This is a genomic window from Stakelama portus (assembly GCF_003171655.1).
Lineage (GTDB): Bacteria > Pseudomonadota > Alphaproteobacteria > Sphingomonadales > Sphingomonadaceae > Sphingomonas > Sphingomonas portus.
Genome location: NZ_QFZL01000001.1, coordinates 307154 through 324563, shown reverse-complemented (window position 1 = coordinate 324563; position 17410 = coordinate 307154). Strand labels below are relative to the sequence as shown.

The following is a 17410-nucleotide window of genomic DNA, read 5'->3' as shown; positions in this document are numbered from 1 at the left end:
GCCGCCCTTGATGCCCCGCCGCACCCTGAACGCCAAGAACAGAAGTTCAGGAGCGGTGAGCCAAAGTGATCGATAAACGCATGTCCGCGGCAGCAATCGTCGGACAGCTTCAAAACGGCATGACGCTGGGAATCGGCGGCTGGGGTCCCCGGCGCAAGCCGATGGCGCTGGTCCGCGAAATATTGCGCTCCGATCTCAGCGATCTGACGATCGTCGCTTATGGCGGCGCCGATGTCGGCATGTTGTGCGCGGCGGGCAAGGTGAAGAAGCTGGTCTTCGCCTTTGTCTCGCTCGACGCGATTCCGCTCGAACCCTGGTTCCGCAAGGCGCGCGAGGCAGGCGAGATCGAAGTGCTCGAACTCGATGAAGGGATGTTCCAATGGGGACTGAAGGCCGCAGCATTCGGCGTCCCCTTCCTGCCGACGCGGGTCGGGCTCGGCACCGATCTCGCCGAGCTTGGCGGGTTGCGCTATGTCACATCGCCCTATGACGATGGCGAGGAACTGATCGCGGTTCCCGCGCTCAAACTCGATGCGGCACTGCTCCACGTCAATCGCAGCGACTGGCGCGGCAATGTCCAGCTGCTCGGCCCCGATCCCTATTATGACGAATGGTTCGCCCGCGCCGCCGATCGCTGCTTCGTATCGTGCGAGCAGCTGGTCGACCGGATGGAGGATCATTTCCCGGACGATGCGCAGCGCAGCATCCTCCAGCGCGCATTCGTAACCGGCGTCACCGAACTGCCCGGCGGCGCGCATCCCAGCTCGATGCCGCCCGCCTATGGCTGGGACATGAAGGCGCTGGGCGAATATGCCGCCGCGGCCAAGGATCCGGGCGACTGGTCCGCCGTCGCGTCGCGCTTCGTCGGCAAGGACGAAGCCACTTATCTCGCCGGATTCGGCGGCACAGAGGCAGTCACCGCGCTGCCGCAGACGGTGTTCTGATGACTCAGCCCAGCCTTGCAGAACTCTGCATCCTCGCCTGTTCCGAAGCATTCCGCACCGATCGCGAGATCGTCGCGACCGGCATCGGCCCGGTGCCGCGCATCGCCGCGGGGCTTGCCAAGCTCACCCATTCGCCGGGTTTGATGATGACCGACGGCGAAGCCTTTCTGGTCGAACAGCCGGTGCCGATCGGTGCGACGGGCGCGGATCGGCCGCAACCGGCCGGCTATCTGCCCTTCTCGCAATTTTTCGATGCCGCGGTCTGGTCGGGGCGCAGGCACGCCATGGTGACGCCGACACAGATCGACCGGTTCGGCCAGACCAATTTGTCCGCGCTGGGCGGCACGCATCGCCAGCCCAAGATCCAGATGCTGGGCGTGCGCGGATTTCCGGGCAATTCGATCTACCACCCCAATTCGATGTTCGTACCGGTCCATTCGACCCGCGTCTTTGTCGAAGGCGAAGTCGATATGGTGTCGAGCGCGGGGTATAATCCCGCGCGCCGCCGTCCGAACGGCAATTATTCGGGCGTCGATCTGCGCCAGATCATCACCAATTTATGCGTGATGGATTTCGGCGGCACCGATCATGCGATCCGCGTCGTCTCGCTCCATCCCGGCGTAACGTTCGACGCAGTGCAGGCCGCGACCGGCTTCGAGCTTCAGAAGGGTGACCTTACCGAAACGCCGCTGCCCGACGCGGAAACGCTGGCAATCATCGACCGGCTCGATCCCAAGGGCGCGCGCGCCCGGGTGCTGAAGGACAATCCGCCTGCCGGCAGGAGCGCTGCATGAGCGATGGCATCGTCGATCCGGTCGATCAGCCGCCGGAATATGAAACCGACACGCCGGTCCTTTATTCGGTGACCGACCGGATCGCATGGGTGACGCTCAACCGGCCCAAATTCCACAATGTCCAGAACAGCCAGATGACCTATGCGCTCGACGACGCGTTCCGGCGCGCCGTCGATGATGATGATGTCGGCTGCATCGTGCTGAAATCCGACGCAAAGCATTTCAGCGCCGGTCACGATATCGGCACGCCGGGCCGCGACTTTCATTCCAGCGTCGATCGCCGCCTGATGTGGTACGACCATGCCAACAAAGCGGGCGCGGAAAAGGCCTATATCCGCGAGCAGGAACAATATCTGGGCATGTGCAAACGGTGGCGGGACATTCCCAAGCCGACCATCGCCCAGGTTCATGGCGGATGTATCGCGGGCGGACTGATGCTCGCCTGGGTGTGCGACCTGATCGTGGCTTCGGACGATGCCTTCTTTCAGGACCCGGTGCTGCAAATGGGCTTTCCGGGCCTAGAATATTTCGCGCATTGCCATGAGCTCAACGTCCGCATCGCCAAGGAATTCCTGTTCCTGGGCGAACGGATGCCGGCTGCGCGCGCCTATGAGATGGGCATGGTCAACCGCGTGGTGCCGCGCGCGCAACTTGCCGACGAAGTTCTGAAGATCGCGACGCGGATTTCGCAACAGCCCCGGCTCGCGCTGCAGCTCGCCAAACAGGCGTGCAATCACATGGAAACGCTGGCGGGCAAGAATGCCGGGATCGATGCGGCGTTCGGCTATCACCATTTCGCGCACGCCAACAACACGCTGGTGAAGGGCGATTACATCGCCGGGTTCGACGGCAAGAAAATGGCCGAAGCGAACAAGAAACAATCGGGCGAGGACTGAGCCCGTGTCCGATCCGCTTTCGACCAGACTGACCGAGCGGCTTGGCTGTCGCCTGCCCATCATCCAGACGGCGATGGGCTGGATCGCCACGCCCGAACTCGTCGCTGCGACCAGCAATGCCGGCGCATTCGGTTTTCTGGCCGGTGCAGTGATGCAGCCCGGCGAGCTGCGCGAAGCAATTGCGCGGCTGCGCGACCTCACCCCCTATCGGTTCGGCGTCAATTTCCACAGTTTTCAGCCGGGCGCGGCACAGATTGTCGAGATCATCCTCGAACATGCCGACCGCGTCGGGGCGGTCAGTTTCGGGCGCGGTCCCGACGCCGGAATGATTGGACGTTTCAACGATGCGGGCATCCTGTGCATCCCCACGGTCGGCGCCGTGAAGCATGCGCAAAAGATGGTCCAGCTCGGCTGCGAAATGGTGACGGTTCAGGGCGGCGAAGGCGGCGGCCATACCGGCAGCGTCGCGACCACCATACTCCTGCCGCAGGTGCTCGACGCCGTCGATGTGCCGGTGGTGGCTGCGGGCGGTTTCGCCGATGGTCGCGGGCTGGCGGCGGCGCTTGCCTATGGTGCAGTCGGTATCGCGATGGGCACGCGTTTCCTGATGACGGCGGAGAGCCCCGTCCCCGCCGCGCCCAAGGCCGCCTATGCCAGGGCAGGTACCGGCGACATCATCGTTTCGACCAAGGTCGATGGCCTGCCGCAACGCATGATCCGCAACCCGCTGCTCGGTCGGATCGAGAAATCGGGCAAGCTCGCCATGTGGCGCCGCGCCATCGAAGCGGGGCTGGAAATGAAGCGCCAGACCGGCATGAGCTGGGGCGAAACGCTTGCCGCCGCGCGCAACATGACCGCGCATGGCGACATGCCGCTTGCACAGGCGATGCTGGCGGCCGCCGCTCCGATGATGATCCAGCGTGCGGTTGTTTCGGGCGACGCGGAAAATGGGCTGATGGCGACGGGCCTTGTCGCCGGGCGGCTCGATGACCTGCCGGGTTGTGCCGCGCTGATCGCCTCGATCGAAACCGAAGCGCGCGCGCGGATCGCCGCACTGACGCGAGGGAACTGACCCATGCCGATCACTTGCACCATCGCCGATCGCATCGCCGAAATCGTGTTCGACGTGCCACCGGTCAATGCATTCGACAGCAAGACATGGCTGTCGCTGCCCGCGATCATCACCGACGCGGCACGCAATCCCGACGTCCATTGCGTGCTGATCCGGGCGGAGGGACGCGGCTTTTGCGGCGGCGTCGATATCAAGGAGATGCAGGCGCATCCCGAGCGGATCACAATGCTCAATCGCGGCAACTATCTGACGTTCAAGGCAGTCCGCGATGCCGAAGTGCCGGTGGTCACCGCCGTGCACAAATTCGTGATCGGCGGCGGCATCGGCATTTGCGGCGCCAGCGACACGATCATCGCCGCAGACGACGCCTATTTCTCGCTGCCCGAGGTCGATCGCGGCGCAATGGGCGGCGCCAGCCACCTGTCGCGCATGCTGCCGCTGCATAAGGTGCGCGCGGCCTTTTTCACTGGCGGCAACATCCCTGCCGAGGAAGCCTGGCGGCTGGGCGCGATCGAGAAAGTCGTTCCGCGCGCCGATCTGGAAAGCGAAGCCCGCGCCTTTTGCGGCGTGATCGCATCGAAGAGCCGCAAGGCGCTGACCATCGCCAAGGAGGCGCTGAACGGCCTCGAACCGCGCGATGTCGATCGCGGCTATCGCTGGGAACAAGGCTTCACGCTCGAAATGTACATGCACGAGGATTCGCAAAAGAGCCGCGATGCCTTCGTCGAAAGCGGCAAGGCGGCCAAATTCTGATGCAGCTCGAATATACCGAACGGCAACAGGCCTTCCGCGCGGAAGTTCGCGAATGGCTCGCGGCGCATGTCCCCGCCGATCCGCTGATCACGCTCGAATGCCGCGAAGGCTATGACCAGCATGTCGGCTGGGAGCGCACGCTGGCGAGCGGCAATTGGGGCATGGTGACCTGGCCCGAACGGTTCGGCGGACGCGGGCTCGATCTGATCGAATGGCTGATTTTCGAAGAGGAATATTGGGGTGCGGGCGCGCCGCTTCGCGCCAATCAGAACGGGATCTTCCTGCTCGGCCCCACCATCATGGAATATGGCACCGAGGAGCAGAAGGCGCGTTTTCTGACGCCGATGGCGCAGGGCGAAGTCATCTGGGCACAGGCATGGTCGGAGCCCAATGCCGGCAGCGACCTTGCCGCGATCGCCAGCAAGGCCCGGCGCGAAGGCGATCATTATGTGCTCGAGGGGCAGAAAACCTGGTCGAGCCGCGCGGCCTTTGCCGATTGGGGCTTCGGCATTTTCCGCACCGACCCCGAATCCTCGCGCCACAACGGCCTGACCTTCATCCTGTTCGATCTCAACAGTCCGGGCATTACGCGGCGGCCGATCCGCCAGCTGCACGGCCATCCGGGCTTTGCCGAGCTGTTCTTCGACGAAGTGCGCGTGCCGGTCGAAAACCGGCTGGGCGGCGAAGGCGAAGGGTGGAAGATCGCAATGGCCACCGCCGGATTCGAACGCGGGCTGATGCTGCGTTCGCCGGGCCGGTTTCAGGCGACGGCGCGCCGGCTGGTCGAACTCTATCGCCAGCTCGGCGATCGCGCCTCCCCCGCCGCACGCGAAGCGGTGGTGCAGGCATGGGGCGCGGCTCAGGCCTATGCCTATAATACCTATTCGGTAGCGGCGAAGATCATGGCGGGCGGGCGCATCGGCGCCGAAGCGAGCCTCAACAAGATTTTCTGGTCGCAGCTCGACCGGTCGATGCACCGCACCGCGATGCAATTGCTGGGCGCGCAGGCCGAGTTGCGGACCTTGCTGAACGGCCAGCCGAACGACTGGCTCGAAGGCTATATCTTCTCTCTGTCCGGACCGATCTATGCCGGATCGAACGAGATTCAGCGCAACATCACTGCCGAACGCCTGCTCGGCCTGCCGCGACAGGGAGCCGGCTGATGGACTGCAATCTTTCCGTCGATCAACAGCTGCTGGCCGAAAGCGTGCGCGACTTCCTCGTCGATACGCACGGGCCCGAAATGCTGCGCAAGCTGGACGCCGGCGATGCCCGCGATCCCGCCATCTGGGACGGGCTTGTCGGCATGGGCCTGACCGGGCTTCTGGTGCCCGAAGAACAGGGCGGGCTCGGCATGGGGCTGGTCGAAGCGGCTGCGATCGCACGCGAATGCGGCCGCATATGCCTTGCCGAACCCTTGGTCGACACCGCCTTTGTCGCGGTGCCGTGGCTCGCCGCAAAGGGCGAGACCGACGAACTGGCCCGGATCGCCGCCGGGGAACGGCGCGTTTCGCTGCCGCACAGCATCAATCCATGGGTCGCCGACGGCGATGGCGAAGCGCTGGAAAGCGTCGATCCGTTGCGGCGACTGGTCACCGCGCCTGCGGATGCGACCGACGACCCGTTGCTGCTCGACCTCGCCGCATTGATGAGCGCGGCGCAGATGATCGGTCTGGCCGAAGCGATGCTCGATCAGGCGACCGAATATGCCAAGGTCCGCCGCCAGTTCGGCCAGCCGATCGGCGGGTTTCAGGCGGTAAAGCACCAGCTTGCCGATTGCGCCGTCGCAATCGAATTCGCCATGCCGGTGGTCTGGCGCGCTGCCGAAGCGCTGCACAACCGGCGCGCAAGCGCATCGGTGCATGTCAGCCATGCCAAGCTAGCCGCGACCGACGCCGCCATCGCCACTGCCGAAACCGCGATCCAGGTCCATGGCGCGATGGGCTATACCTATGAAGTCGATCTCCATTTCTGGATGAAGCGCGTCTGGGCGCTCTCCGGCGCATGGGGCGATCGCGCATTCCATTATCGCCGGATCGAGGACGCCGTTGTCGGCGGCACGCTCCCGATCGGGCCCGAACATAGTTTCGCTTGAGGGGGCAATATGCCGGAAGCCTATATCGTTGACGCACTACGGTCGCCCATCGGCCGCAAAAAGGGGTCGCTGGCGGGCGTGCATCCCGCCGATCTCGCCGCGCACCCGATCCGCGCGCTGATCGAACGCACCGGCATCGACAGCGGCGCCGTGGACGACGTCGTCTGGGGTTGCTGCGATACCATCGGGCCGCAAGCGGGCGACATCGGCCGCACCGCATGGCTGGTCGCCGGACTTGCCGAACATGTCCCCGGCACCACCATCGATCGCCAATGCGGTTCTTCGCAACAGGCGCTGCATTTCGCGGCGCAGGGCGTGATGAGCGGCACGCAGGACATTGTTGTCGCCGGCGGCAGCCAGGCGATGAACGCGATTCCGATCATGGCGGCGATGATGGCGGGTCAGCCTTATGGCTTTGCCGATCCGTTCACCGGTTCGACCGGCTGGATCGATCGCTATGGCAACGGCGCGGTCAATCAGATCCGGTCGGCGGAAATGATCGCCGAAAAATGGGGCATTTCGCGCGAGGCGATGGAAGCCTTTTCGCTGGAAAGCCACCGGCGCGCACAGACGGCATGGGATAATGGCTGGTTCGATCGCGAAGTCGCTCCCCTTGCCGGACTGGAGCGCGACGAAACCATCCGTCCGGGCACGACGCTGGAAGCGCTTGCCACGCTGAAACCGGTCGAGGAAGGCGGACGCATCACCGCCGGCGTCGCCAGCCAGAATTGCGACGGTGCCGCCGCGATGCTCGTCGTTTCCGAACGCGCGCTCAAGGAACATGGCCTGACGCCGCGCGCACGGGTCCACCATCTTTCGGTTCGCGCCGACGATCCGGTCTGGATGCTGACCGCGCCGATCCCCGCGACGCGCCACGCGCTCGAAAAGGCGGGGATGACGATCGACGATATCGACCTGTTCGAATGCAACGAAGCCTTTGCGTCGGTCCCGCTCGCCTGGATGCAGGAACTCGGCATCCCACATGAAAAGGTCAATGTTCAGGGTGGCGCGATCGCGCTCGGTCATCCGCTGGGCGGCACCGGGGCGCGGTTGATGACCACCTTGCTCGGTGCGCTCGAACGCACCGGTGGACGCTATGGCCTGCAGACGATGTGCGAAGGCGGCGGTCAGGCCAACGTCACCATCATCGAGAGGCTGTAATGGGTATCTGCGACAATCGCACCGTCATCATCACCGGCGCGGCGCGCGGTCTTGGCCGGGCCTATGCGCTCGCCTTCGCCGCCGAAGGTGCCAATGTGGTGGTCAATGATATCGGCACGTCGCTGGGCGGCGAAGGGCGCGATACCAGCGCGGCCGACGGCGTGGTCGAGGAAATCCGCGCGGCGGGCGGACAGGCGATCGCCAATTATGAGGACATCACCGACTGGGACGCGGCAAAGCGCATCGTCGATGCAGCCATCGCGGCGTTCGGCGATCTGCATGTCGTGGTCAACAATGCCGGGATCGTGCGCGACCGGATGTTCGTATCGGCGACGCTCGACGAATGGGACGCGACGATGCATGTCCATTTGCGCGGCCATTTCTGCGTGTCGCGCCACGCAGTCGACTATTGGCGTTCCCAGCAAAAGGCTGGAAAACCGGTCGATGCGCGGATCATCAATACCACATCGGGCGCCGGGCTGCAGGGATCGATCGCGCAGGCCGCCTATTCGACGGCAAAGGGCGGTATCGCCGCGCTCACGCTGGTGCAGGCGGCGGAGCTTGGCCGCTATGGCATCACCGCCAATGCGCTCGCCCCGTCGGCCCGCACGCGAATGACCGAACAGGCATTTGCCGACAAAATGGCGACGTCCGATCAGGCGTTCGACGCGATGGACCCGGCGAATATCGCGCCTGCAGTCGTCTGGCTGGGCAGCGCCCAAAGCGCGCATGTCACTGGCTGCGTCTTCGAACTGGAAGGCGGCAAGATCATGATCGAGGATGGCTGGCGCGAAGGCCCGACGGTCGACAAGGGCGCGCGCTGGGACCCCGCCGATGTCGGCGATGCCGTCGCGAAGCTGCTCGCCGAACGCGTGCCGCCGCGTAAGGTGTGGGGCACCGCCTGATGGACTTCGCGCTTTCCGACGAACAGCGGATGATCGCCGATACCGCGCAGGCATTTTTCGCGGAACAGGCGACGAGTGCGCGCACGCGCGCTGCGATGGCGGATGCGGGAATCGATCGCGCGCTCTGGACCGCCTTCTGCCAGGAGCTTGGTTTCGCGGGCGTTTTCGTACCGGAAGAGCGCGGTGGCGTGGGCCTGGGCATGATCGAGTTCGCCTGCGTTGCCGAAGCCGCGGGCAGCCAGGTCGCGGCACTGCCGCTGCTCGGTGGGGCAATGACCATCGCCGCGCTTGTGGAAAGCGATACAGCCTACGGCGACGAACGATTGGCCGCGCTGATTTCGGGCGAAGCAATCGCCGCTGCCGCAGCGGACGAGACCATCACGATCAGCGGCGACGGGCGGCTGTCGGGCGATGCTATCCTGGTGGCGCATGGCGCGATTGCGGACTCCCTGCTGCTCCTGTGTCGCGGCGAAGCGTGGCTGGTGCCCGCCGATGCGCCGGGCGTGCGCGTGACGCGCCGCACCACGATGGACCAGACCCGTCCGCTGGCGGAAGTCGGCTTCGACAATGCGCAGGCAGTTCCGCTCGGGGCGCAGGCCGCGCGCGCCGCCATGGCGACGGGCCTGCTCTGTCTCGCCGCCGAGGCGCTGGGCGGCGCCCAGGCGGCACGCGACCGCACAGTCGATTTCGCACTCGAGCGTAAGCAGTTCGGGCGCCCGATCGGTTCGTTTCAGGCCTATAAGCATCGGCTGGCCGACCGGACGGTAGAAATCGAGCAGGCGCGATCGGCAGTCTATTGGGCCGCATGCGCGATCGATTCCGGCAGCGCCGAGGCGGAGATCGCCCTCCCCGCCGCCAAGAGCTTTTGCGCCGACGCGTTCTTCCGCACCGCCGCCGACATGATCCAGCTGCATGGCGGGATCGGCTTCACCTGGGAGCATGACGCGCATCTCTTCTTCAAGCGGGCGCGATCGATCCAGACCCTGCTCGGCACTGGCGATTTCCACCGCGAAGCGATCGCCACGCGGATATTGGACCGGGCGGCATGAAGCTGGGTTTTTCGCCCGAGGAAGAGGCGTTTCGCGCCGAATGTGCCGACTGGCTGAACGGCCAGATGCAAGGCGCGTTCGCCGATATCCGCGGCCTGACCGGCCTGACCGAAAAGCCCGAACGCCGCCGCGATTGGGAGCGCCAGCTCGCCGCACATCGCTGGTCGTGCATCGGCTGGCCGGAGCGTTGGGGTGGCCGCGATGCCAGCATCGTCCAGCAAGTGATCTTTGCCGAGGAATATGCCCGTGCCGGGGCACCCAATCGCCTCAACCATGTCGGAGTGGAACTGGCCGGGCCGACCATCCTCGCCTTTGGCAGCGACGAACAAAAGGCGCGCTATCTGCCGGGCATCGCTTCGGGCGATGCGATCTGGTGCCAGGGCTTTTCCGAGCCCGGTGCCGGATCCGATCTCGCCGCGGTCCAGATGCGCGCCGAACTGCGCGACGATCAATGGGTGATGAACGGCCAGAAGATCTGGACCAGCCTGGCGCAATTTTCCGACTGGATCTTCGTCATCGCGCGCACCGAGCCGGGATCGGTGGGGCGTAACGGCCTAAGCTTCCTGATGGTCCCGATCGATCAGCCGGGCGTTTCGATCCGCCCGATCGAACAGATCAATGGCGAGGCCGAGTTCAACGAGACCTTTTTCGACGATGCGGTCTGCGACGCGAGCGATATCCTGGGTGCGCCCGGCGACGGGTGGCGCGTGGCGATGGCGTTGCTGTCGTTCGAACGCGGCGTTTCGACGCTCGCGCAACAGATGCAGTTTCGCAACGAACTCGACGCCGTGATCGCTGCGGCGCGGGCGAACGGAGCGTCGCGCGACCCCATACTGCGTCAGCGCATTGCCCGCGCCGAAATCGGGTTGCGGCTGATGCGCTATGGCGCGCTGCGGATGCTGTCCAATGCCGACCGGTCGGCGATCGACGGCGCGGCGCTCACCTACAAGATCCAGTGGGCGACCTGGCGCCGGGACCTTGGCGAACTGGCGATGGACGTACTTGGTCAGGCCGGCGAAGTGAGTGATGCCGAGGGCTATCATTTCCCGATGCTCGCCAATCTGTTTCTCTATTCCCGCGCCGACACGATCTACGGCGGCACCAACCAGATTCAGCGCAACATCATCGCCGAGCGCGGCCTTGGGCTGCCCCGCGAACCGAGAGGAGCCGCATGAGCCCGCCCGTCTATCCCGAACCGCGCAATCTTTTGAAGGATCGCACCGTCGTCGTGACGGCGGCAGCCGGAACCGGCATCGGCTTCGCCGTCGCCAAACGCGCCGCCGAGGAAGGCGCACGCGTGCTGATCAGCGATTTCCACGAACGCCGCCTTGGCGAAGCCGCCGACCGGATCGCCACCGAAACCGGAACCCGCCCGGAAACCTGTATCTGCGATGTCACGCAGCAGGATCAGGTCGATGCGCTCCACGCTGCGGCAATCGAAAAGCTCGGCCATGTCGATGTGCTGATCAACAATGCCGGCCTTGGCGGCGAGGTGCCGGTGGTCGACATGACCGACGATCAGTGGAGCCGCGTGCTCGACGTCACGCTGAACAGCGTGTTCCGCATGACCCGCGCTTTCCTGCCCGCCATGTATGCGCGCAAATCGGGTGCGATCGTCAACAATGCCTCGGTGCTCGGCTGGCGCGCACAAAAGGGGCAGGCGCATTATGCTGCGGCGAAGGCGGGCGTCATGGCCTTTACCCGATGCAGCGCAGTCGAGGCCGCCGAACATGGCGTGCGGATCAACGCCGTCGCGCCGTCGATCGCGATGCATGCCTTTCTCGCCAAGGTGACGACCGACGAACTGCTCGCCGAATTGTCGCAACGCGAAGCGTTCGGCCGCCCTGCCGAGGTATGGGAAGTCGCCAATGTGATGCTCTTCCTCGCCTCCGATCTGTCCAGTTACATGACCGGCGAAGTCCTGTCGGTTTCGAGCCAGCGAGCCTGAATATGGAACCGCGCCTCTTCGAAACGCCTGCCGCGCTGATCGGCAGCGAAGGCACCAGCCTGGGACCGTCGGACTGGATGCTGGTCGATCAGAACCGGGTGAACGGCTTTGCCGATGTCACCGGCGATCACCAGTGGATCCATGTCGATGTCGCACGCGCCAAGGACAGTCCGTTCGGCGGCACCATCGTCCATGGCTATCTGACCCTCAGCCTGGTCAATCACTTCCTGCCGCAGCTGATCGAGGTTCGCGGCTTTGCCCATGCCGTGAATGTCGGCGCGGACCGGCTGCGCTTCCTTGCCCCGGTCCCGGTCGGGTCGCGCATTCGCGCCACGGGCGAAATCGTCGCGGTCGAGGATATTCGCGGCGCGATCCAGTCGACCGTCCGCGTCACCATCGAAATCGAGGGCGGCGAAAAGCCCGCCTGCATCGTCGACACCATCAGTCGCTATTTTCCGGAGCAATAAGATGCGCGAAGCAGCCATCGTCGCCACTGCCCGCACCGCCATCGGCAAGGCCTATCGCGGGGCGTTCAACGATACCGAGGCCCCCGCCCTGTCGGCGCATGTCGTCGATGCCGTGCTCGATCGCAGCGGGATCGATCCCGCGCGCGTCGACGATGTGTATCTCGGCTGCGGCAATCACTGGAACACGCAAAGCTATAATCTCGGCCGGTTGACGGTGCATGCGTCGAAGCTGCCCAACAGCGTCGCCGGCTTCACGCTCGATCGCAAATGCTCCTCGGGCCTCAACGCCATCGCGCTGGCGGCGCGATCGATCATGGTCGACGAGGTCGATGTCGCGGTGGCGGGCGGCGTCGAATCGATCTCGCTTACGATCGGCAAGCACCAGCCGACCTATCGCAACCGGTCGCAGGCAGTGATCGCGAACGATCCCTATGCCTATATGGCGATGATCGAGACCGCCGAAATCGTCGCCGATCGCTATGACATTTCGCGCGAGGATCAGGACGCGTTTTCGGCATTGAGCCAGCAGCGCGCCGCCGATGCGCTTGCCGCAGGACGTTTCGAGCAAGAGATTGCGCCGATCACGGTCGACAAGAAATTGTTCGACAAGGAAGGCAATGATCTCGGCTCCGAAACAGTGACGCTGACCGCCGACGAAGGCATCCGCGCAGGCACGACTGCCGAAAAACTGGGCGCGCTCAAGCCGGTGTTTCGCGACGGGATGGTGGTGAAGGAAGGCAGGCACATCACCGCCGGCAACGCCTCGCAATTGTCCGATGGCGCCTCTGCGCAGATCGTGATGGATGCCGCGACCGCCCGCGCCGAAGGGCTGCCGATCCTGGGCATTTATCGCGGGTTTCAGGTTGCGGGTTGCGAACCCGACGAAATGGGCATCGGCCCGGTCTTCGCCATCCCCAAGCTGCTTGCCCGAGCGGGGCTGACGATCGGCGATATCGGCCTGTTCGAAATCAACGAAGCCTTTGCCAGCCAGGCACTCTATTGCCAGCGCAAGCTCGGCATCGATCCCGAAAAGCTCAACGTCAATGGCGGCGCCATCGCGCTCGGCCACCCCTTCGGCATGACGGGCAGCCGTCTCGTCGGCCATGCGCTGATCGAAGGAAAGCGGCGCGGTGTGCGCCATGTCGTGGTATCGATGTGCATCGCCGGCGGCATGGGTGCGGCCGGCCTGTTCGAAATCGTCTGATATGCTCGATCCGCTCCCGCTGACCATTCCGCATCTGGTGGAGGCCGCCGCTGCCGCGCGGGGCGATGCTCCCGCAGTGATCGAGGGCGGCGAGCAGTGGAGCTTTGCGCAGCTGCGCGACGCATGCCGCGCGGCGGCCTCGGCAATGCTGCGCGCGGGAATCGGTGCGGGCGATCGGGTGGCGATCTGGGCGCCCAACCGGCGCGAATGGATTGCCGGAGCCGTCGGCGCCATGACCTGCGGCGCGGCTATCGTCCCGCTGAATACGCGGCTCAAGGGGCGTGAGACAGGCGAGCTTCTGCGCCGCACGGGCGCGGCAATGCTGCTGACCGTCGGCGATTTTCTGGGCACCGATTACCCCGCGATGCTTGCCGAGGAAGACCTGCCTGATCTGCGTCGCATCGTGACGTTCGATCGCGACTGGGACGGATTTCTCGCCGAAGGCAATGGCAGCAACGACCCGGCGATCGACGCCGCGATGGCTCTGGTCACGCCCGACACCGTCAGCGACATCCTGTTCACCAGCGGCACGACCGGCGCGCCCAAGGGCGTCGTTTCCACGCATGACCGCGTGGTTCGACTGTTCGCCGCATGGTCGGAAACCATGGGGCTGGAGGAAGGCGAGCGCTATCTGATCGTCAATCCCTTCTTCCACAGCTTCGGGTACAAGGCGGGTTGGGTCGCGGCGCTGATCGCCGGAGCGACGATCCTGCCGGTCGCGACGTTCGACGTCCCCCGCATCGCTGAGATGATCGAGCGCGACCGCATCAACTTCCTGCCCGGTCCGCCGACCATCTATCATGCATTGCTCGAAGCAAAGGCGCAGCGGGATTTCGACACAAGTTCGCTGCGCGGCGCAGCGACCGGTGCCGCGACCGTTCCGCCCGATCTGATCCGCCGCATGCGCAGCGAGCTCGGGCTGGTCGATACCGTCACTGCCTATGGCATGACCGAATGCGGGACGATCACGTCCTGTCGCCGCGGCGACGATGCCGAACTGATCGCCGAAAGCTGCGGCAAGGCATTGCCGGGCCTCGAAGTGCGCGTCGTCGACGATAGCGGCAGCATGCTGCCCACCGGCGAAGCGGGCGAAATCCTGGTTCGCGGCTATGGCGTCATGCGCGAATATCTCGACGATCCCGAAGCCACCGCCGAAGCGATCGACGCCGATGGCTGGCTGCACACCGGCGATGTCGGCACGCTCGATTCCGCAGGCTATCTGCGCATCACCGATCGCAAGAAGGACATGTTCATCTCTGGCGGATTCAATGTCTATCCCGCCGAAGTCGAGCGGTTGCTTTCGCCCTGCCCGGCCATCGCGCAGGCCGCGGTGATCGGCGTGCCCGACGCGCGCATGGGCGAAGTCGGCAAGGCCTTTGTCGTTCGTCGTGCCGGAAGCGATGCGAACGATGGCGACATCCTTGCCTGGGCGCGCGACAACATGGCGAATTACAAGGTTCCGCGTTTCGTCGAATTCGTCGAATCCCTGCCCGTCAACGCATCGGGCAAGGTGATGAAGAACCTGCTGACCAAAGCCTGAGCGGGCCGATGCGCGAGCCCCAGCGCGGCATGTTGCCGCCCTATTTCCCATATTCGGTCCAGCTGGCGCCCTGCGCGGGTCGCGAAACGGCGGTTTTGCGCCATTTTCGGCCCAGCGCGCCTATTCGCCACACCAGCGAACAGTGTGGCCACCGCCGCAGGCTTAATCGCAAGGGTCTGGCCGCTATCGTGGCACGAACGAGCGAACCGACAAGAGTTCGCCGCAGGCAAAAATGCCCATAAATTGAGGAGGGGAATATGAAGGACTTTTCAAAGTCTCTCGTGGTCGCGGCCCTGTTGGGTTCCGCGCTGTGCCCGATCGGCGCAATGGCTCAGACTGCCTCGGAAAACGAGGAATCTCAGGATCATGCGATCGAAAACGGCAACGAAATCGTCGTCACCGCGCAGCGCCGCGAACAGAGGCTGGTCGATGTGCCGGTGTCGGTTTCCGCCGTCGGCGAAGCTGCGCTCGAGCGCGCGGGTGTCGGCAATGTTTCGGACATCGCGACGGTCGTGCCGAACCTCCAGATCAATCAGACGATCGGCAACACCTATGCCCCGCTGATTACCATTCGCGGCCTTTCGCCGTCCGCCGATACCAGCCTCGCGCGCGACCAGCCGGTGGGCCTGTATGTCGATGGCGTTCCGATCGGAAAATCGACCGGCGCGGCGTTCGATCTGGTCGATCTGGAACGAGTCGAAGTGCTGCGCGGGCCGCAGGGCACGCTGTACGGCAAGAACACGATCGGCGGCGCGGTCAATCTCATCACGCGCGAGCCGAGCGGCACGTTCCGCGGCAAGATGATGCTGAGCGGCGGCAGCTTCGATCAGTTTACCGGCCGACTGGCAGTCGATCTGCCCGAAGTCGCCGGGTTCAGCACCAGCTTCGGCGTCGTCACCAAACAGAATGGCGGCTATTATCACAACAGCGCGACCGGCGAGAATTTCGGCCAGCAGGACATGTGGGCCGCTCGCGCCGATATCCTGTGGCGTCCCTCGAACAGCTTCAGCGCGCGCTATGCCTATGACATTACCGACAGCAAGGGCACGCCGTCGATGCTGGTGGCGTCCTCGACCGGTTCGCTGGCGTTCGTCAACGGGCTGATCGGGCCCTATATCGTCACCGAACGGCCGCGCGGCATCGGTGCGCAAAGCGCGCTGCGCAGCAATTTCCGCACCACGGGACATTCGCTCACCCTCGAATGGGAGCCGGGTCTGGGCGATCTGGTGCTCAAATCGATCACCGCACGCCGCACCGCGTTCACGGATTCAGCGAGCGACTTCGACGGCACGCCGCTCGATCTGCTGCGGTTCATGCTGCGCAACGATTATGAGCAGTTCACGCAGGAATTGCAGGCGATCGGCACGGTCGGCGATTTCAAATTCACCGTCGGCGCCTTTTATCTGGACGATAATTACGACGTCTATAATCCGCGCTGGAACTTTCAGTTCGGCGGCAACGCCAGTTACGACGTCAGCAACCGTTCCGGCGATTCCAACAGCTATGCCGGATATGGCCAGCTTTCCTGGACACCGTCCGCACTCGACGAACGTCTGACGGTGTCGGTCGGCGGCCGCTACACCCGCGAGGAAAAGCATGCGGTCGAATTGCTGCTCGCCAACTCGGCCTATGCCACCGATCCGGCTTCGGATACTTCCGGCGTCTTCGTCCGCGAGGCGGACGGCACGCCCGTCACCCGCAGCGGCCAGCCGCCGGCCGGCGCACGTCCGGGCGCGGGCGGGATCGGTCCGTCCGACCTTATCCCGCTGGGCAATTCGGGCGTCTGGACGAGCTTCAATCCCGAATTCAACATCCTCTATAAATTCGACCGCGATTTTTCGGTCTATGGACGCGTCGCAACCGGCTTCAAGAGCGGCGGCATCAACGATACCGCATCGACCAATGCCGCGTTCCTGACGCCCTATGATCCCGAAAAGCTGACCTCGTTCGAACTCGGCATGAAATTCGCCGGTTTCGATCAGGCAGTCCGTATCAACGCCGCAGTCTATCATTCGATCTACAAGGATTTTCAGGCAGGCGTCTTCGTGCCTTCGCTGGTGACGACCAACATCATCAACGCAGGCGAAGCGCAGTTCACCGGCTTTGAAATCGAAGGCGCGGTCCGCCCGGTCGACAATTTCACGATCAATTTCGGCGGCGGCTATGTCGATGCGCGCTACACCGATTTCTTCCTGCCCGACGGCACCGACGTGACCGACAGCTATGTCGTTCCGCTGGTTCCCAAGTGGAATTTCCAGGTCGGAGCAGTGCATCGGCTGGATATCGGCTTCGCGATGCTCAACACCAGCGTCAACTATAGCTGGCGCGACAGCCAGTTCACGCGGATCACCGCCGACCCGGCTTCGAAGCTCAAAGCCTATGGTCTGCTCGATGCGCGGATCGCGCTGACCGACATCGCGCTCGGCAACGGCACGTCGCTGGAAGTGGCGGTGTGGGGCAAGAACCTTACCGACGAATCCTATCTCGCCAACGCCATCAACCTGACCGTGCTGACGCTGAGCCAATATGGCGATCCGCGCAGCATGGGCGGCGAAGTACGTATTCGTTTCTGATCGAAATAG

General features: G+C 64.4%; 16 protein-coding genes. All 16 read left to right on the top strand.

The window, feature by feature from the left end; genetic code table 11:
* Positions 1-80: 80 nt before the first annotated feature.
* The 16 genes from DKB74_RS01405 to DKB74_RS01330 all read left to right on the top strand — a co-directional run bounded on the left by DKB74_RS01405 (position 81) and on the right by DKB74_RS01330 (position 17401).
* The gene (locus tag DKB74_RS01405; RefSeq protein ID WP_193504334.1) at positions 81-944 is read left to right on the top strand and encodes a CoA transferase subunit A; all 864 of its coding nucleotides are present in this window, start codon (positions 81-83) and stop codon (positions 942-944) included.
* The gene (locus DKB74_RS01400) at positions 944-1738 is read left to right on the top strand and encodes a CoA-transferase subunit beta (protein WP_109806328.1); all 795 of its coding nucleotides are present in this window, start codon (positions 944-946) and stop codon (positions 1736-1738) included. Before DKB74_RS01405 ends, DKB74_RS01400 begins: the two co-directional genes overlap by 1 nt.
* Complete coding sequence (locus DKB74_RS01395) at positions 1735-2634, top strand: enoyl-CoA hydratase (RefSeq protein ID WP_109806327.1); 900 nt, start codon at positions 1735-1737, stop codon at positions 2632-2634. Before DKB74_RS01400 ends, DKB74_RS01395 begins: the two co-directional genes overlap by 4 nt.
* A gap of 4 nt (positions 2635-2638) precedes the next feature.
* Positions 2639-3706, top strand: coding sequence for an NAD(P)H-dependent flavin oxidoreductase (locus DKB74_RS01390; protein WP_109806326.1), 1068 nt, complete (start codon positions 2639-2641; stop codon positions 3704-3706).
* Between the two features lie 3 nt (positions 3707-3709).
* Positions 3710-4459 carry an enoyl-CoA hydratase family protein gene (locus tag DKB74_RS01385; RefSeq protein WP_109806325.1) on the top strand — a complete coding sequence of 250 codons (750 nt, stop codon included), beginning with the start codon at positions 3710-3712 and terminating at the stop codon, positions 4457-4459.
* Positions 4459-5622 carry an acyl-CoA dehydrogenase family protein gene (locus DKB74_RS01380; RefSeq protein ID WP_109806324.1) on the top strand — a complete coding sequence of 388 codons (1164 nt, stop codon included), beginning with the start codon at positions 4459-4461 and terminating at the stop codon, positions 5620-5622. The genes DKB74_RS01385 and DKB74_RS01380 overlap by 1 nt, the downstream gene beginning before the upstream one ends.
* Positions 5622-6554 carry an acyl-CoA dehydrogenase family protein gene (locus DKB74_RS01375; protein WP_109806323.1) on the top strand — a complete coding sequence of 311 codons (933 nt, stop codon included), beginning with the start codon at positions 5622-5624 and terminating at the stop codon, positions 6552-6554. Before DKB74_RS01380 ends, DKB74_RS01375 begins: the two co-directional genes overlap by 1 nt.
* Before the next feature lie 9 nt (positions 6555-6563).
* Positions 6564-7715: an acetyl-CoA C-acetyltransferase gene (locus tag DKB74_RS01370; RefSeq protein WP_109806322.1), complete on the top strand. Its 1152-nt coding sequence runs from the start codon at positions 6564-6566 to the stop codon at positions 7713-7715.
* The gene (locus DKB74_RS01365) at positions 7715-8620 is read left to right on the top strand and encodes an SDR family oxidoreductase (protein WP_109806321.1); all 906 of its coding nucleotides are present in this window, start codon (positions 7715-7717) and stop codon (positions 8618-8620) included. The genes DKB74_RS01370 and DKB74_RS01365 overlap by 1 nt, the downstream gene beginning before the upstream one ends.
* Positions 8620-9669 (top strand): acyl-CoA dehydrogenase family protein, encoded by a 1050-nt coding sequence (locus DKB74_RS01360; protein ID WP_109806320.1) that lies wholly within the window; start codon positions 8620-8622, stop codon positions 9667-9669. The genes DKB74_RS01365 and DKB74_RS01360 overlap by 1 nt, the downstream gene beginning before the upstream one ends.
* Positions 9666-10844 carry an acyl-CoA dehydrogenase family protein gene (locus DKB74_RS01355; protein WP_109806319.1) on the top strand — a complete coding sequence of 393 codons (1179 nt, stop codon included), beginning with the start codon at positions 9666-9668 and terminating at the stop codon, positions 10842-10844. Before DKB74_RS01360 ends, DKB74_RS01355 begins: the two co-directional genes overlap by 4 nt.
* The gene (locus DKB74_RS01350) at positions 10841-11617 is read left to right on the top strand and encodes an SDR family oxidoreductase (RefSeq protein ID WP_109806318.1); all 777 of its coding nucleotides are present in this window, start codon (positions 10841-10843) and stop codon (positions 11615-11617) included. Before DKB74_RS01355 ends, DKB74_RS01350 begins: the two co-directional genes overlap by 4 nt.
* Positions 11618-11619: 2 nt before the next feature.
* Entirely contained in the window at positions 11620-12084 is a 465-nt protein-coding gene (locus tag DKB74_RS01345; RefSeq protein ID WP_109806317.1) for a MaoC family dehydratase, read from the top strand.
* 1 nt (position 12085) lies between these two features.
* Complete coding sequence (locus tag DKB74_RS01340) at positions 12086-13288, top strand: thiolase family protein (protein ID WP_109806316.1); 1203 nt, start codon at positions 12086-12088, stop codon at positions 13286-13288.
* A gap of 1 nt (position 13289) precedes the next feature.
* Positions 13290-14828, top strand: coding sequence for a FadD3 family acyl-CoA ligase (locus tag DKB74_RS01335; RefSeq protein WP_109806315.1), 1539 nt, complete (start codon positions 13290-13292; stop codon positions 14826-14828).
* Positions 14829-15085: 257 nt separating this feature from the next.
* Positions 15086-17401 carry a TonB-dependent receptor gene (locus DKB74_RS01330; RefSeq protein ID WP_239987324.1) on the top strand — a complete coding sequence of 772 codons (2316 nt, stop codon included), beginning with the start codon at positions 15086-15088 and terminating at the stop codon, positions 17399-17401.
* Positions 17402-17410: the final 9 nt, after the last annotated feature.

Bases quoted from the DNA above. Each gene is read 5' to 3' on its own strand.
- DKB74_RS01405 (WP_193504334.1), top strand. From the start codon at position 81: ATGTCCGCGGCAGCAATCGTCGGACAGCTTCAAAACGGCATGACGCTG.
- DKB74_RS01400 (WP_109806328.1), top strand. From the start codon at position 944: ATGACTCAGCCCAGCCTTGCAGAACTCTGCATCCTCGCCTGTTCCGAA.
- DKB74_RS01395 (WP_109806327.1), top strand. From the start codon at position 1,735: ATGAGCGATGGCATCGTCGATCCGGTCGATCAGCCGCCGGAATATGAA.
- DKB74_RS01385 (WP_109806325.1), top strand. From the start codon at position 3,710: ATGCCGATCACTTGCACCATCGCCGATCGCATCGCCGAAATCGTGTTC.
- DKB74_RS01380 (WP_109806324.1), top strand. From the start codon at position 4,459: ATGCAGCTCGAATATACCGAACGGCAACAGGCCTTCCGCGCGGAAGTT.
- DKB74_RS01375 (WP_109806323.1), top strand. From the start codon at position 5,622: ATGGACTGCAATCTTTCCGTCGATCAACAGCTGCTGGCCGAAAGCGTG.
- DKB74_RS01370 (WP_109806322.1), top strand. From the start codon at position 6,564: ATGCCGGAAGCCTATATCGTTGACGCACTACGGTCGCCCATCGGCCGC.
- DKB74_RS01365 (WP_109806321.1), top strand. From the start codon at position 7,715: ATGGGTATCTGCGACAATCGCACCGTCATCATCACCGGCGCGGCGCGC.
- DKB74_RS01360 (WP_109806320.1), top strand. From the start codon at position 8,620: ATGGACTTCGCGCTTTCCGACGAACAGCGGATGATCGCCGATACCGCG.
- DKB74_RS01355 (WP_109806319.1), top strand. From the start codon at position 9,666: ATGAAGCTGGGTTTTTCGCCCGAGGAAGAGGCGTTTCGCGCCGAATGT.
- DKB74_RS01350 (WP_109806318.1), top strand. From the start codon at position 10,841: ATGAGCCCGCCCGTCTATCCCGAACCGCGCAATCTTTTGAAGGATCGC.
- DKB74_RS01345 (WP_109806317.1), top strand. From the start codon at position 11,620: ATGGAACCGCGCCTCTTCGAAACGCCTGCCGCGCTGATCGGCAGCGAA.
- DKB74_RS01340 (WP_109806316.1), top strand. From the start codon at position 12,086: ATGCGCGAAGCAGCCATCGTCGCCACTGCCCGCACCGCCATCGGCAAG.
- DKB74_RS01335 (WP_109806315.1), top strand. From the start codon at position 13,290: ATGCTCGATCCGCTCCCGCTGACCATTCCGCATCTGGTGGAGGCCGCC.
- DKB74_RS01330 (WP_239987324.1), top strand. From the start codon at position 15,086: ATGAAGGACTTTTCAAAGTCTCTCGTGGTCGCGGCCCTGTTGGGTTCC.